At 36.8% G+C, this 16,289-nt stretch carries 13 protein-coding genes; 7 read left to right on the forward strand and 6 right to left on the reverse strand.

The genetic code is table 11. The annotated features are described in order from the left end of the window. The first annotated feature begins 149 nt into the window (after positions 1-149). The 3 genes from dnaA to VK161_RS15275 are packed head-to-tail and all read left to right on the forward strand — an operon-like array spanning position 150 to position 2,809. A complete protein-coding gene (gene dnaA, locus VK161_RS15265) occupies positions 150-1,577 on the forward strand; it encodes a chromosomal replication initiator protein DnaA (protein ID WP_324215664.1) in 1,428 nt (475 codons plus the stop codon). Between the two features lie 24 nt (positions 1,578-1,601). Then, positions 1,602-2,069, forward strand: a complete 468-nt coding sequence (locus tag VK161_RS15270; protein WP_324215665.1) for a low molecular weight protein-tyrosine-phosphatase — start codon at positions 1,602-1,604, stop codon at positions 2,067-2,069. After that, positions 2,066-2,809: an SAM-dependent methyltransferase gene (locus VK161_RS15275; protein WP_324215666.1), complete on the forward strand. Its 744-nt coding sequence runs from the start codon at positions 2,066-2,068 to the stop codon at positions 2,807-2,809. The genes VK161_RS15270 and VK161_RS15275 overlap by 4 nt, the downstream gene beginning before the upstream one ends. A 156-nt stretch (positions 2,810-2,965) precedes the next feature. On the opposite strand, the gene VK161_RS15280 is transcribed toward VK161_RS15275, so the two are convergent. From VK161_RS15280 to dapF, 4 genes are read right to left on the reverse strand one after another with little or no spacing between them, the layout of a single operon-like run. Beyond that, positions 2,966-3,877 carry a DUF2279 domain-containing protein gene (locus VK161_RS15280; protein WP_324215667.1) on the reverse strand — a complete coding sequence of 304 codons (912 nt, stop codon included), beginning with the start codon at positions 3,875-3,877 and terminating at the stop codon, positions 2,966-2,968. A gap of 3 nt (positions 3,878-3,880) precedes the next feature. Then, complete coding sequence (mltG, locus tag VK161_RS15285; protein ID WP_324215668.1) at positions 3,881-4,912, reverse strand: endolytic transglycosylase MltG; 1,032 nt, start codon at positions 4,910-4,912, stop codon at positions 3,881-3,883. A 2-nt stretch (positions 4,913-4,914) separates the two neighbouring features. Then, on the reverse strand, positions 4,915-5,451 hold the full coding sequence (locus tag VK161_RS15290) for a GNAT family N-acetyltransferase (RefSeq protein ID WP_324215669.1): 537 nt from the start codon (positions 5,449-5,451) through the stop codon (positions 4,915-4,917). A gap of 51 nt (positions 5,452-5,502) precedes the next feature. After that, on the reverse strand, positions 5,503-6,285 hold the full coding sequence (dapF, locus tag VK161_RS15295) for a diaminopimelate epimerase (RefSeq protein ID WP_324215670.1): 783 nt from the start codon (positions 6,283-6,285) through the stop codon (positions 5,503-5,505). A 140-nt stretch (positions 6,286-6,425) separates the two neighbouring features. Between dapF and VK161_RS15300 the strand changes: the two genes are divergently transcribed. The 4 genes from VK161_RS15300 (at position 6,426) to VK161_RS15315 (ending at position 12,664) form a co-directional block, all read left to right on the forward strand. Then, the gene (locus VK161_RS15300) at positions 6,426-7,814 is read left to right on the forward strand and encodes a trypsin-like peptidase domain-containing protein (protein WP_324215671.1); all 1,389 of its coding nucleotides are present in this window, start codon (positions 6,426-6,428) and stop codon (positions 7,812-7,814) included. Positions 7,815-7,966: 152 nt separating this feature from the next. Continuing rightward, positions 7,967-9,415 (forward strand): glyceraldehyde-3-phosphate dehydrogenase, encoded by a 1,449-nt coding sequence (locus tag VK161_RS15305; protein ID WP_324215672.1) that lies wholly within the window; start codon positions 7,967-7,969, stop codon positions 9,413-9,415. Between the two features lie 137 nt (positions 9,416-9,552). Beyond that, positions 9,553-12,090 (forward strand): hypothetical protein, encoded by a 2,538-nt coding sequence (locus tag VK161_RS15310; RefSeq protein WP_324215673.1) that lies wholly within the window; start codon positions 9,553-9,555, stop codon positions 12,088-12,090. Positions 12,091-12,292: 202 nt separating this feature from the next. After that, positions 12,293-12,664 carry a hypothetical protein gene (locus tag VK161_RS15315; protein ID WP_324215674.1) on the forward strand — a complete coding sequence of 124 codons (372 nt, stop codon included), beginning with the start codon at positions 12,293-12,295 and terminating at the stop codon, positions 12,662-12,664. A 68-nt stretch (positions 12,665-12,732) separates the two neighbouring features. Here the strand turns inward: VK161_RS15315 and VK161_RS15320 are convergent, their stop codons facing one another. Then, positions 12,733-15,000 carry an aconitate hydratase gene (locus VK161_RS15320; protein WP_324215675.1) on the reverse strand — a complete coding sequence of 756 codons (2,268 nt, stop codon included), beginning with the start codon at positions 14,998-15,000 and terminating at the stop codon, positions 12,733-12,735. Positions 15,001-15,166: 166 nt separating this feature from the next. Further along, positions 15,167-16,282 carry an acyltransferase gene (locus VK161_RS15325; protein WP_324215676.1) on the reverse strand — a complete coding sequence of 372 codons (1,116 nt, stop codon included), beginning with the start codon at positions 16,280-16,282 and terminating at the stop codon, positions 15,167-15,169. Between the last annotated feature and the right edge of the window lie 7 nt (positions 16,283-16,289).

Here is a 16,289-nt window from a genome sequence, read left to right on the forward strand (position 1 = left end):
AATACAACAATATTTTTAAAAAATCAACCTCAATAAAATTTTTTTTTAAGAAAAATTGTTCACATATTTGTTATCCCAAAAAACAACAAGAAAGTCACCTATTTCTTTTGTAAGATAACCTTTATAATAAACATTTTTTTTAACAAAATATGAATAGAACTGCGCAATCAGTATGGGAAAACTGTCTCTCTTTTATAAAAGATAATATTCAAGAGCAAGCTTACAAAACTTGGTTTGAACCAATAAAGTCAGTTGAACTAACCGATAATGCATTGTACATTCAAGTTCCTAGTAAATTTTTCTATGAATGGTTAGAAGAACACTACGTAAAATTACTAAAAGTGGCTTTAACCAAAGAGCTAGGAAAAAACGCAAAGTTACTGTATAAAATTAAAATGGAAAACACTTATGGCAACAAACAACCGTTTACGGAACAATTGCCTAGTGCGCACCGCAGCCCAATAAAATCACAAGAGATAGATGCTCCGTTTAAAAATTTAAATCCAGAACTTAAAAATCCGTTTGTGATTCCGGGAATTCGCAATCTAAAAATCGAATCCCAATTAAATCCGAATTACAGTTTTGACAATTTCCTTGAAGGCGATTCCAATCGTTTGGCGCGTTCAGCTGGTATGGCTGTAGCCAACAAACCAGGTGGAACATCATTTAATCCGCTATTAATTTTTGGTGGTGTTGGATTAGGAAAAACCCATTTAGCTCACGCTATCGGTGTTGAAATTAAAGATAAATATCCCGAAAAAACCGTGTTGTACATTTCTGCAGAAGTATTTACTCAACAATACATCGATTCGGTAAAGAAAAACACACGTAACGATTTCATCCATTTTTATCAATTGATTGATGTGCTAATTATTGACGACGTTCAATTTCTTTCGGGAAAATCAGGAACGCAAGACGTATTTTTCCACATCTTCAATTATTTACACCAAAATGGAAAACAAGTAATTCTAACTTCTGATAAAGCTCCGGTTGACATGCAAGACATTGAGCAACGCTTATTGTCGCGTTTCAAATGGGGATTGTCTGCCGAATTACACCAACCCGATTACGAAACTCGAATTTCCATCTTAAAAAACATTTTGTACCGCGATGGCGTTGAAATGCCGGATGAAATTTTAGAGTACGTTGCGAGAAACATCAAATCGAATGTCCGTGAATTAGAAGGCGCCATTATTTCGTTAATTGCTCAATCGTCGTTCAATAAAAAAGAAGTGACGTTGGATTTAGCGAAAAATATCGTTGAGAAGTTTGTTAAAAATGTAAAACGAGAAATTTCAATTGATTACATCCAAAAAGTAGTTTCTGATTATTTCCAGTTGGACTTAGACACATTACAATCAAAAACTAGAAAACGTCATGTGGTTCAAGCGCGTCAATTGGCTATGTTTTTTGCTAAAAAATTCACTAAAGCTTCTTTAGCTAATATTGGTTCACAAATTGGTGATAGAGATCATGCCACAGTTTTACACGCTTGTAAAACCGTTGACAACTTGGTATCTACTGACAAACAATTCAAAAAGTTTGTAGAAGATATTAATAAGAAACTATCGCTATAGATTGTCCTATTGTTATAACTGAATATGTCTGTTAAAATCTTAATGGTTTGTTTGGGTAATATCTGTCGATCACCGTTGGCAGAAGGTTTACTCGCTTCTAAACTTCCAAAAAATAAATTCACTGTTGATTCTGCTGGAACTGGCGGTTATCATATTGGTCGCGAACCCGATCATCGTTCGATTGCAACAGCCAAGAAAAACGGTTTGGACATTTCACATCAAAAAGCCCGAAAATTTTCCCCAAAAGATTTTGAAGATTTTGATTACATTTATGTGATGGATAATACCAATTACGATGATGTAACTTTTCTGGCCAAAACAGATGAACACAAACAAAAAGTGGAATTGATTTTGAACGAGTTATTTCCTGGCGATAATGTAGATGTTCCCGATCCGTATTATGGGTTGCAAAATGGCTTTGATATGGTGTATGAGATGCTGGATGAAGCCACTGATTTACTAGCAAAAAAACTTATCGAAAAACACTCATGAAAGTCACTGGAAAACTCTATTTGATTCCAGTTACGCTGGCCGATACTACTTCAAGCGAATTGGCCAAACAGAGTAATCCATTGGATGTTTTACCCGAGACTGTAAAACGCACAATCGAATTTATTGATTATTACATCGTTGAAAACGAAAAAAACGCTCGTCGCTTCATCAAAAGCATACTTCCTGAAAAAGTACAAGCCAGTTTGCATCTTTCAGCTTTAAACAAACACACCGAAGTTTCCGAACACAATCAAATGCTTCAACCTTGTTTAGAAGGAAAAAATGTTGGTCTGATGAGTGATGCGGGTTGTCCTGGAGTAGCCGATCCTGGCGCTGCGATTGTCAAAATAGCTCACGAAAAAGGCATACAAGTGATTCCGCTGGTTGGCCCAAGTTCGATTCTATTGGCCTTGATGGGAAGCGGAATGAACGGCCAAAGTTTTGCTTTTAATGGCTATTTACCCATTGATAAAGGCGAGAAAAAAGCCGCTCTGAAAAACTTTGAACAACTATCCTTTTCCAAAAACCAGTCGCAGTTGTTCATCGAAACGCCGTACCGCAACAATAAACTTCTGGAAGACGTTTTACAGACTTTACAACCCAATACGTTACTTTGTATTGCTTGCGACTTAACTTTACCTTCCGAATACATCAAAACCCTTCGTGTAGCCGAATGGAAAAAAACCAAAGTCGATTTACACAATCGTCCTGCAATTTTTATTATTTATAAGAGTTTTTAGATTTTTTACCGCTGATTCGCTGATTCCTTTTTTTGCCACGACTCGAGCGAAGCGAACAGATGGACTAATTCACAAATTATTTTAACAACTTTTAAAGAGACAATAGCATTTAAATCTGTGCATCAGTGGCGGAAAACTACACAAAAACTAATACCGTTAGAAGTACAAGAAATGAAACTTGCTTCTTCCAGCCGATTGGATTTCAAAAGCGGGTGCTGGAATTTTGATGGTATTGACCAACGAAAATAGCGTTTTCAATACGTGCGATTTGGTTTTAATTTTGGTTAAATCGGCATCAAAACTGAGGTAAAATTGACGGGTTCGTTCGCGCTGCGGAAAGAAAATTGTGTTGACCAAATCGTCTTCTCCTGTCACCATCGCTTCTGCACCATAACCCACGGCAATATTTAGCCATTTCGGAATTTTACTTTGTTTGAAAAACGAATGGATATTGGCCGACAACCAATACGTTTGACCGTTGTAATCTTTGAGAATTTGTTCGGAGAATGTACTTCCTAACACATTCGGTCGTGCCGAAGCATATTCGGTAGTATGAAATGAAAATTTCGGAACGATACGTTGTTCTTTCCAAGCCAATTCTTGAGAAACATACAGCAACGTTCCACCCGCATTGGCAACTAAATCGCCGTACGAGAATCCCCATTGAGATGAATAACCATCAAAAACCTCAACAGCCGTTAAGAAAACAAAACCCGATGTTGCACCGTAAATCAGTTGATTTTTCTTGCTTACACCGCTCCATTGTAACGCCTCAGCGCTCAATCGACCCAAGTGATAGGAAGAAAAAACGTGACCTACTTTATCCATTTGGTTCCACTCGGCATTGTCATTAATGATTCGAAAATCCGATCTAGGATAATCGGCATACCACAGTTGATTTAAACCCACTAATGCCACTCCAGCCACTGCTGCTTCAGAAATAATTACCACGTTTCTTCTTGACTTATTTAAAGTATCGGAAGGTGTTAAAAAGGAATCTACAGTTGATTGTGAATGCGAAAAACTCACATTCAAAATAATCAACAACAAAAGCAGCTTCTTTTTCATAGGTTATTTTGTTCCTTGTTCGTTGAGCCATTGCGCGTATTTGGCTGCATTCACGTTGTGTTGCGACAATGTAGAAGCAAATTCGTGGTAACCAAAACGTTCCACACTGGCACAAAAATAAATATAGTCGTGGTCTTCGGGATTCAAAACAGCGTCGATAGCGTTAATATCGGGCATGGCTATTGGTCCGGGCGGTAACCCTTGATACATATACGTATTGTAAGGTGAATCGATATTAAAATCACCATAATAGACACGTTTGATGACTTGATCAAAATCGTTCGTCATTAATTTCTTAGAATAAATTATGGTTGGATCGGCTTGCAATGGCATTCCCAAATCCAATCGATTTAAGTAGACTTTGGCTACTCGCGGACGTTCATCAGCTTTAACGGTTTCTTTATGAACAATTGATGCTAATGTGGTCACTTGCATTGGAGTCATATTGAGGTTTTCGGCTTTCTTCAAACGCTCTTCGGTCCAGAATTTTTTGTATTCTTTAAGCATTTTATCACGAAATTCATCGGCTGAAGTATTCCAATAAAACTCATATGTATTCGGTAAGAAAAGCGTAAATACATTTTCTTTAGTGAAACCGTTTTTAGTCAGAAAATCATCATTGGTAAATGACTGCATCAATTGCGTGCTGTCGGCTTCTATTTTTTTGGCAATGCGTTGTACCAAATTTTCCAAACGCTCTTGGTTGTTATAGGAAATAGTAACTGGTACATTGCGACGCAAAGCACTAACCAGTTTAAAATTCCCCATTCCTTTTTTAAGGAGAAATTTGCCGGGCTTAACTTTTTTATCATAACCTCGTAATCCATTGAACCACTCAAAAGCACCGATGTTCTCTACATATGGCGCAATTATTTTTTTGGCGTCATCATAAGTCGCATTGGATGGAATGTAAACGTACACTTCATTTTCTTCGAATGCAGTGTTGCTTTTAATTAATTTCATGTAGCCAAAAACGGCTACCACAAGAAACAGAATTGCACTGATTCCTATTATTTTTTTTAATTTAGAACTCAAAACTAGTGTTTTTTGGTGTTGATTAATTGATAGATGGCTTCATCTTGATACTGATTATTGATGAAAATCCACTCTTTTTTTACTCCGATTTTTTCAAACCCAAATGTAGAAAAAAGGCTTGAACTGGCTTCATTTTCAACACCAATATTTGCAAATAATTGATGCAATTGAAGATGAAAAAACGCATAATCAATGAGTAAACTCAGAGCTTCTTTTCCGAAACCTTTGCCTCTATTGGCTTCGTTTTGAATGACGATTCCGATTCCGGCTCTTTTATTTTTAGGATCGAAATCAAATAAATCAATCAAACCAATAGCTTTATTAGAATCATTTTCACAAATCGCCAATCGAAGTTGTTTGGCTTCGTAAATGTCTTGGTGAGCATTTTCTAAATACTGTCGAATCAGAAATTTGCTGTATGGTGTTTGTGTATTGCTGACTTCCCAAATCGATTCATCATTTTCAATATGGTAAATGAACTCCAAGTCTTCGGGTTCGAGCGCACGTAAATAGATAGAATTTCCTTTGAGGGTTATCATTTAGACTTCTTAGATTGTTAGAGTTATCAATTATCAATTATCAATTATAATTTAAATTTCAACTTCGCCTTTAAACACAAAAGTTGCTGGTCCGGTCAACACCACATTTTGATAGGTTTCACCATTTTTCTCAAAAGAGACTTTTAGTTTTCCACCTTGAACATCTAAATCAACCTGATTGGATTTGGTTTTCCCGATAGCATGCATGGCAATGGCTGTTGCAGTTGCTCCAGTTCCACAGGATAATGTTTCATCTTCAACTCCGCGTTCGTAAGTACGAAGCACAAAATGATCCGCACTTTTGGCACTGACAAAGTTGACGTTACTACCCGCTTTACCGTACAAATCGCTGTATCGAATTTTTGCTCCTTTTTCCTTCACATCATAATTCTGCAAATCGTGAACCATGGTTACATGATGCGGTGAACCTGTATTTAGAAAAATATAATCCGGATTGATTTTCACCTCATCCACGTCTTTCATCTGAAGCGCTACAGTATCGTTTTCCAAAAGTGCTGCATGATGTAATCCATCAGTAGCAACAAAGGTAGTTTCATCTGAAATGATACCGAGTTTCTTAGCAAAAGCGACAATGCATCGACCACCATTTCCACACATAGAACTTTCATTTCCATCCGAATTATAGTAAACCATTCTAAAATCCGTCAAATTGTCATTTTCCAGCAACAATAATCCGTCAGCTCCTATTCCGAAACGTCTGTGACACAATTGTTCGATGAGTTTGGTATTATTTTTGGGGAAATTATTCAGACGATTATCCACCATGACAAAGTCATTTCCGGTTCCGTGGTATTTGTAAAATTGTAGTAGCATTATATAAAAAGTAGGTTGCTCATTAAAGGCAAAGTTACAAATATTAATGAGAAGTTAAAGAGTGTTAATCGTTAGTTAAACCAAATAGTTAAAAACAATTTTATTATAATTTTGATGTTACTGTTTAAAACCTTTTAATCATGAAAAGAATATCAAGTTTATTTTTAGTTTCATTAATGAGTGGCGCTGTAACCTTGGGTGCTTACAAATTATTTTTTGAAAAAGAAGGCAGAAATTCAATCGTAACTGAGGCTCCAGCTTATTTCGGAAAAACAGTCGGAATGGGAGCTGAAAATATTGATTTTACGGTTGCAGCCGACAAGGCAGTACACAGTGTGGTTCACGTAAAAAACGTTTCCGTTCGAACAGTGTATGACCCGATACGAGAGTTTTTCTATGGTTCTCGTGGCGGTGGAATTCAACAAGAGCAAATCGGAACCGGTTCGGGTGTAATTATTTCGGAAGATGGTTACATCGTTACTAACAACCACGTAATTCAAGATGCAACTGAATTGGAAATCACCTTGAACAACAAAAAGGCATACAAAGCCAAATTGATTGGAACCGATCAAAAAATGGACATTGCGCTGTTGAAAATTGATACAGATGAAAAATTACCCTACACTACTTTTGCCGATTCGGATAATGTAAAAGTGGGCGAATGGGTTTTGGCTGTAGGAAATCCGTATAATTTAAACTCGACTGTTACGGCTGGAATTGTTTCGGCGAAAGCTCGAAATTTAGACACCAAAGGAATTCAATCGTTCATTCAGACTGACGCTGCTGTAAACCCAGGAAATTCAGGTGGTGCATTGGTAAATACACGTGGAGAATTAATCGGAATTAACACGATGATTTCATCTCCTACAGGAAGTTATGCAGGATATTCGTTTGCGGTTCCGTCAAACATTACTCGTAAAATCATTGAAGATTTGATGGAATTTGGTAATGTGCAACGCGGAATTTTAGGAATTGAAGGAGGTGAATTGACAAGTAAAGTATCAAAAGATATCGGAATTAGTGATACCGAAGGATTTTATGTAAGCAAAGTCAACAAAAATTCGGGTGCCGAAAAAGCCGGAATCAAAGAAGGCGACATCATCAAAAAATTAGACAATCAAAAAATCAGCACTTTTGCTGAATTATCGGGCTACATCAATACGAAACGTCCCAACGATAAAGTTCAGGTAACGTTTGTTCGCAATGGCGTAACCAAAACGATTCCAGTTACTTTGGTAAAAAATGACATCATCATTACTGAACTAAAAGGCTTGGAATTGGAGAATTTATCAGCATCGGACAAGAAAAACTTCAAAATCGAATACGGTGTTAAAATCAAAGAAGTCAACAATGAACGTTTGAAAGCGTACGAAGATGAATTAGTAGGTAGCATCATTTTAAATATTGATGGCGCAAAAGCTATAGATGTTGAAACGGTTTCAAGACTAATGAGTAATAAGGAAGAAGATCAAGGAACAAGCGTACAATTATTATTAAAAAACAAGCAGATAATGCGTATTATAATTTAAAATTCTTTTAGAGTTTTTGTGGGAAACCGTCGGATAATCGCATTCGGCGGTTTTTTTATAAAAAATTACGAAATCGTTTTCGTAAAACAATACAAAATCCTATTTTTGCGCCAAAATAAATCTAAACAACACACTTTTATCTTTTTTACTTTATGAACAACAACACCATTTACGAAAAAGAGCTTTCATTTCAAGCTGACCGAAGAAAAGCGGGCGTAGAATTCATCAAAATTGTAAGCGATTTATGGTACGACAAATCAATTGAATTGGTACTTTTTAGAAACCAATTGATTGATCGAAACGTGAGTGACATCATCAACCTTCATGAATATGCGGGCGAATTTGTACAAAAACCAATTAATATTTTTGATTCGGTTGAAATTGCGAGAGCTATTGAGAATTTAGATTTACCGCCATCTCGTATCGATATTGGAAAGTTGACGTACGAATACCATTTGGAAGACAACAAATACCACGATGCTAAGGCTTTTGTGATAGACAAATTGAGAAACGCCAGAAACTCACAAGAAATCAAACCTAAAGACGTTGTGCTTTACGGATTTGGACGTATTGGTCGATTGTTGGCTCGTGAAATGATGAGTAAAATTGGTAAAGGTCAACAACTACGCTTAAGAGCCATTGTTACTCGTGATAGAAACGATGCACAATCACTAGAAAAAAGAGCTTCATTATTGCGTTATGATTCGGTTCACGGCGATTTCGAAGGATCAGTTTCTGCTGATGCTGAAAACAATGCATTGATCATCAACGGAACTACAGTTCACATCATCACTGCCAATGGTCCAGAAGATATTGATTACTCTCAATACGGAATTGAAAACGCTCTAGTAATTGATAATACAGGAGCATTCACCACTGAAGAAGCATTAAAAAGACATTTAACTTCAAAAGGAGTTGATAAAGTATTATTGACTGCGCCTGGAAAAGGTGTTCCAAATATTGTTTACGGTGTAAATCACGAAGATTACAACCCAGATGAAGTGAATATTTATTCGGCAGCATCGTGTACAACCAACGCCATTACCCCTATTTTAAAAGCCGTTGAAGACACATTAGGAGTTGTAAAAGGACATTTAGAAACGATACACGCCTATACGAACGACCAAAATTTAGTGGATAATATGCACAAAAAATACCGTCGTGGTAGAGCTGCTGCATTAAACATGGTAATCACAGAAACTGGCGCCGGAAGTGCAGTAGCAAAAGCATTGCCAAGTTTGGCCGGAAAGTTAACATCTAACGCCATTCGAGTTCCAGTTCCGAATGGTTCATTGGTGGTCTTGAATTTAGAAGTGGGTAAAAACACCTCGGTAGAAGAAGTAAATAGTATCATGAAGCAATACGCTTTAGAAGGCGAATTAGTGGAGCAAATCAAGTATTCATTAAACAACGAATTGGTTTCTTCTGATATTGTTGGAACTTCGGCACCATCCATTTATGATAGTAATGCTACAATTGTTTCAGGCGATGGGAAAAACATCGTTTTGTACGTTTGGTACGATAACGAATACGGTTACAGTCATCAAGTAATTCGATTGGCAAAATACATTTCCAAAGTAAGAAGATACACCTATTATTAGTAAGGTCAAATTATTAAATATAAAATCCGATTATCTCATTGTGTAGATAATCGGATTTTTTTATTGTTTTAACTGAAAAATTATCTTTAACAAATTGATTTTTATAGATTTATATACAAAACCAATCTGAATCAAGCATGAAAAAAATAATTACTTTTATAGTACTTTTTGGGTGTTTACATCTGCACTCTCAAGTCGGAATCGGAACAACTACTCCCGATTTAAGTTCGTCTCTTGACATCAACTCTAACAACACTGGTGTATTAATTCCGAGAGTTGCCTTGACAATGACAACTTCATCAAGTCCGGTTACTGCTCCTGTTGAATCATTGTTGGTTTATAACACATCTACTATCAATGATGTTGTACCGGGTTTTTATTTTTGGGACGGAAGCATCTGGCGCAAATTGGCCTCTGGAGCATCGGTTATGGCCCAGAATGGTTTGAACATAAACACAACTGCTCCAAACGCATCAATTACCAGTCCTTATGTAGAATTAGGTGGCAATCTCATCCGGAATTCAACCGTTACGCACGGAGCTTTCAATATGATTTATGATATTACCGGAAGTGGAAATTTTAGAATCAATCATAGTACTTTAACTGCTTCAAATCAAGCGACTTATCCTTTTGGAGTGAGTCGGCTTGGAACAACAGAATTTACTATCGGTTCTGATGCCTCATATGCTTACAATCAATCGTGGAATGCAAAACCATTGGTGATCAATAGTCAGGGAAATAACACTATTTTGAATCCTAATACTAATAATGTTGGAATCGGACTTTTTAATCCCACTAACAAATTTGATTTGTCATTTGGTGCTCGCTCAGGAGTTCACGGAATCGGACTACCTTTTTATGCGACTGGTAATGTTTTATCGGGTTCATCTGGATTTGAATTCAGACACAGTAATGGTACACAAGGAATTGGATTGGGTTACAATACCATATATGCAACGGGTACAAATACCGATCAAGAATTGGGATTAGCTTCAAGAGGAATTGGCAATTTGAATTTCTGGACCAATTCTATTCAACGAATGACTGTTTCTGGAATAACTGGAAATGTGGGTGTCGGAGTTACCAATCCTGCTTACGGTTTAGAAATCAATAGTACTTTTGGATATGGAAACGGAACTGCTGGTGCTTATAGATCGAGAACTGAAACTAAAGATAATGCAGGACAAATGTCGTCTCAATCTGGTTTTTTCGAAACCAATGTTCCAGTAAATTATCCTGCTGGAGCTACTAGTTGGTGGCATTTAATAGACACTCGTCATAGCAATCCTGCCAATAATTACTCAATGCAAATTGCAGGAAGTTTCTTTGATCAAGAACTGTGGTTTAGAAAAACTAATAATTCGGCTGCTACACCATGGAGTAGATTGCTAACGTCCACATCGGGTTGGACAACTTTAGGAAATTCAGGCACTAATGCTGGAACTAATTTTGTCGGAACAATTGATGCAGTAGATTTTGTTACCCGTACTTGGAACGCAGAAAGAATGAGGGTAACCGCTACAGGAAATGTAGGAATTGGTATAGCTGGACCAACTCAACGTTTGGATGTACAAGGCGGTAATGCTCGTATAAACAATGTTTTTGTAGGCGATGTTGGGCACGGTGCCAACTGGTCTGGCTTTGCTCATCAATTCCAGGCAAATACTACTGGCTATTCATTACTTTCATCAAGTGATGGCAGCTACACTTTAATCAACAAGCAAAATACGGGTGGCGGTTATATTGGCTTCCGTGTAGCTAATGCTGATGTAGCAGTAATTAATAATTTTGGAAATATGGGTGTAGGTACCACTGCGCCAATCGCACGACTTCATGCTGTAGCAGATGCTGATAATTTACCAGTAATTTATGGTGTGAACAGCAATACATCAACTGGAACAGCTTCTTATGGTGTTCGTGGTGAATCTGGCTCAACAGGTTTAGGGTCGGCTGGAGTTAGCGGTGTATCAACTAATTCAGGTCAAAATGAAATTGGTGTAGTTGGTGATTATTCTCTTTGGGGCGCATCCGTTTTTGGTTTAGGATGGGCTGCGGCCTATACTGATATGCCAACTACTCGTGATTTTGGTGTATTTGGAACAGTAAATTTTTCAACTGGAACAGGAGTTTATGGCAGAAACACCAATACTACTTTAGGTTCGGCCTATGGAATGTATAGTGTAGGAAATTTTGCTGCAACTGGCGCCAAATCAGCTTCAGTACCTACAACAAAAGGGAACCAATTAGTATATTGTACTGAAAGTCCTGAGTTGTGGTTTGAAGATATTGGTGGCGCAAAATTAGTAAACGGAAGTATTCATATTGATCTCGATTCTATGTTCTTAGAAACAATTTTTGTAAACGACGAACACCCGTTGCGAATTTTCATTCAAGATGAAGGAGAAAGTAATGGATTAATTGTAATTAAAGACGAAGACAATAAAGGATTCACTGTAAAAGAAAAAAATAACGGTAGCTCTTCCATTCCTTTTTCCTATCGAATAATGGGTAAAAGACGATTTTACCAGAATCAGCGTTTTGGTGTTGATGCTAACCAACCTTTTGAAGACAACTTATCCAAAGCTAAAGATCAAGAAGTAACCACAACTGATCCTAATGTGATGAAGCAATTAGTAGAAGAAGCAGCAAGGGCAAAACAAGCTAGTGCCAAATAACTTAAATAAATTTGATTAATAAAAAGCCACTCATAACAAGATTGGCTTTTTTATTGTCAAATTTTTTTAAAAAAAAGTAGGGTTTTATTTGTGTCAACTGTTTCGTTAATAAGATGAATAGAAGTTGATTGCAATTTATTTTTTTGTTTGCAATTTTTTTTTATTTTAGCCGTTACTAAGATTAACCCTAGAATCTACAATAATGAGAAGACTATTTTTCCTAACAATGCTGTTAGTGGGAAGTTTTGCTTTTAGTCAAGAAAGTAAGAAAACTTCTACGTACAACTACGGATACAACGGAATGGAATACGTTGTAATTACCTCCAACGAAACTACAATTGTAAGTACATTCAACTCCAAGCACCAAATTAAAGACGAGATTGCGGCCAATGTGTATAATCAAGTAAAAGAAGGCAATTTTACTACTGGAGACACTATTGTAGTTGTAGGAAATAATGCTAAAGTAACTGGTAAATGTTACATCAGTAAAAAAGGCAAACTACGAGCTGTGAATTTTTACTATGAAAAAGTAGAATGGGACAATGGTCTGACTGAGATTTACAAAAAGGTATAAACACATAAAATATAAAACGCCCCGAAAAATCGGGGCGTTTTCATTTTGCAAAAAATGTATTACTAACCTTAGGCTTTGCCTGCAGCAGCAATTAAGTTCAATGCCGAACCTGCTTTAAACCATCCGATTTGGCTATCATTATACGTATGATTTGCCAAGATGTTTTCTTTAGAACCATCAGCATGAATAATTTCGATTGTCAATGGTTTTCCAGCAGCAAAACTCGTCAAGTCAACAAAGTTGAACGTATCGTCTTCTTTAATTTTATCGTAATCGGCTTCATTAGCAAAAGTCAAAGCCAACATACCTTGTTTTTTCAAATTGGTTTCGTGAATACGTGCAAACGACTTTACTAAAACCGCTTTGACACCCAAGAAACGTGGTTCCATAGCTGCATGTTCACGAGAAGAACCTTCACCATAGTTTTGATCACCAACAACTATACTTGGTACGCCAGCTGCTTTGTAAGCTCTTTGAACCGCAGGAACTGGTCCGTACTCACCTGTTAATTGGTTTTTCACTTTATTGGCTTCCTGATTGAAAGCATTCACAGCTCCAATCAACATATTGTTTGAAATATTATCCAAATGTCCACGGAAACGCAACCATGGTCCAGCCATCGAAATATGGTCAGTAGTACATTTTCCGAACGCTTTGATTAATAATTTTGCACCTGTAATGTTATTTCCATCCCAAGCATCAAAAGGAGCTAGCAATTGCAAACGCTCAGAAGTTGGAGAAACCACAACTTGAACTCCGCTTCCATCTGCTGCTGGCGCCTGAAAACCTGCGTCTTCCACATCAAAACCTCTTTTTGGAAGTTCATCACCTGATGGCGGATTCAATTTCACTGCTTCACCATTATCATTTAACAATGTATCTGTAATTGGGTTGAAGGATAAATCACCTGCAATTGCCAAAGCAGCTACCATTTCTGGAGAAGTTACAAAAGCATGAGTATTTGGGTTTCCATCCGCACGTTTAGAAAAGTTTCGGTTGAACGAATGTACAATAGTGTTTTTCTCACCTTTGTCAGCACCTTCTCTATCCCATTGCCCAATGCATGGTCCGCAAGCATTTGTAAATACTTTGGTTCCCATTTTTTCAAAAGTAGCAATGATTCCGTCTCTTTCGATAGTATAACGAATTTGCTCTGAACCTGGATTGATTCCGAATTCAGCCTTTGGAGTAATTCCGTGCGCCACCGCTTGTTCAACAATAGATGCTGCACGTGCCATATCTTCGTAAGACGAATTGGTACACGAACCGATTAATCCCCATTCTACTTTTAACGGCCAATCATTTTTGGCTGCTTCTTCTTTCATTTTAGAAACGGGTGTTCCTCTGTCTGGAGTAAATGGTCCGTTGATGTGTGGCTCTAATTGTGATAAATTGATTTCAATTACTTGGTCAAAATATTGACTCGGATTAGCATACACTTCAGCATCACCTGTCAAATAAGAAGCCACTTGATCGGCTGCATCTACTACATCTTGACGACCTGTTGAAGCCAAATACCTTCTCATCGAATCATCGTAACCGAAAGTTGAAGTGGTTGCTCCAATTTCAGCACCCATATTACAAATAGTTCCTTTTCCGGTACACGACATATTAGTGGCGCCTTCACCAAAATACTCAACAATAGCTCCAGTTCCACCTTTTACAGTTAGAATATCAGCTACTTTCAAAATCACGTCTTTTGGAGCAGTCCAACCGTTCAATTTACCGGTTAACTTCACTCCTATCAATTTTGGAAATTTCAATTCCCATGACATTCCCGACATAACGTCTACGGCATCAGCACCACCAACACCAATTGCCAACATTCCTAATCCACCAGCATTTACAGTGTGCGAATCCGTACCAATCATCATTCCGCCAGGAAACGCATAATTTTCTAGTACGATTTGGTGAATAATTCCAGAACCTGGTTTCCAAAAACCGATTCCGTATTTGTTTGAAACCGAAGAAAGAAAATCAAAAACTTCTTTTGATTGCGAATTGGCTACAGCCAAATCAGTAGTTGCTCCTACTTTTGCTTGGATTAAGTGATCACAGTGTACAGTAGTTGGAACTGCCACAGTCTTTTTTCCAGCGTGCATGAATTGCAATAACGCCATTTGTGCTGTTGCATCTTGACATGCTACTCTATCGGGAGCAAAATCAACATAATCTTTACCTCTAACAAAAGATTGAGAAGGATTTCCTTCCCATAAATGTGAGTATAAAATCTTTTCAGAAAGTGTCAATGGACGACCAACTAATTCGCGAGCTTTATCAACTCGTTCCGACATAGTTGCGTACACTTTTTTAATCATTTCAATATCAAAAGCCATAATAAATACAGGTTAATTTGTTTGCAGTGCAAATTTACGAAAACGTTGTATCATTAAAAATAATTAAATGAAATATCTTATTTGTTTTGAAATAATTACGAAAACGGAAATTTAGCCTTGCTATTTTTATTAAATAAGCAATTTTAAATTAAAAAAATGCACTATTCTAAATTTTATCACGTAAATCCATGATTGGTTTTTCGAAGAATTTGTAATTCAGATACGATAAAACAAACGTAATCAACAGGAAGACCAACGTATAAATATGCAGTTGATACATCTGTAAACCATCCGTTTTGAAGAAATGTTTCATGAGTTGCAATACTATTCCGTAGTGAATCAAATAGCACGAATACGAAATCAAACTTACAGTTACTATCCCTTTTTGGAATGGCAACCTTGAAGTTTTCCATTGGGATAAAATAGGTAAAAAAAGCGCTAAAGTAATTGAGGTAATTGGTAAATAAAGTACATTCCAAAACATGGGATAATTCGCAATTGTCAATTGAAAAAAACCAACACCAACGTACATCATTGCTAAAAGAACCACTCCGACAAAAGCCAAATTAACTTTTTGTTTTTCCCAGAAATGCAGATAATTGAGTGCAATCCAACTGAAAAGAACACCAATCAAAATCGAATCCATTCGGTAAATCACCACAGCTTTTAGCGACACGTTCCATTGCATCAAAGTAGTGTTTGTAGTAGTTTGATTGTAGATGAATTTATTCAGAATTAACACAACAATTAGAGAAGTCACAATGGCCATATACGTCCACTTTTTACTTCTATTTTTAAAGAGGAACGAGCCAATTAAAATGGAAATTGGCAGTAATAAATAGGTAAATTCTTCAACTGACAAACTCCACGATTCGGTATAAAAAGGAAGCATTGTAGAACAGAAATTCTGCATAAAAAACAAGTATTTCCACAAATCATTAATAGAATATCCAATGATGAAAGTGACCAAAACATTTAAAATTAAGAACAAATAGTAATTTGGTAAGGTTCTAAACCAACGGCGTTTCAGGAAATAAAGGGTACTTTCAAAACTAAAATCATCCTTAAGATAGAGCTTGTAAAAAATAGTTCCAATTAAAAAGCCGCTCAATACAAAAAAAGCCTCAACTCCCAAAAAACCAAACAGTTGAAAAAACTGCGAAATCATCGAACTGTTCTGAGGGTAAATCCACAAAATATGAGAACTCAGCACCATAATTATGGCCATTGCCCGCATTACATCGAGACCAAAAATTCGTTCGCTTTGCGCTTTTTCAATCATAATAATT

The organism is Flavobacterium sp., from assembly GCF_035299245.1.
Taxonomy (GTDB): domain Bacteria; phylum Bacteroidota; class Bacteroidia; order Flavobacteriales; family Flavobacteriaceae; genus Flavobacterium.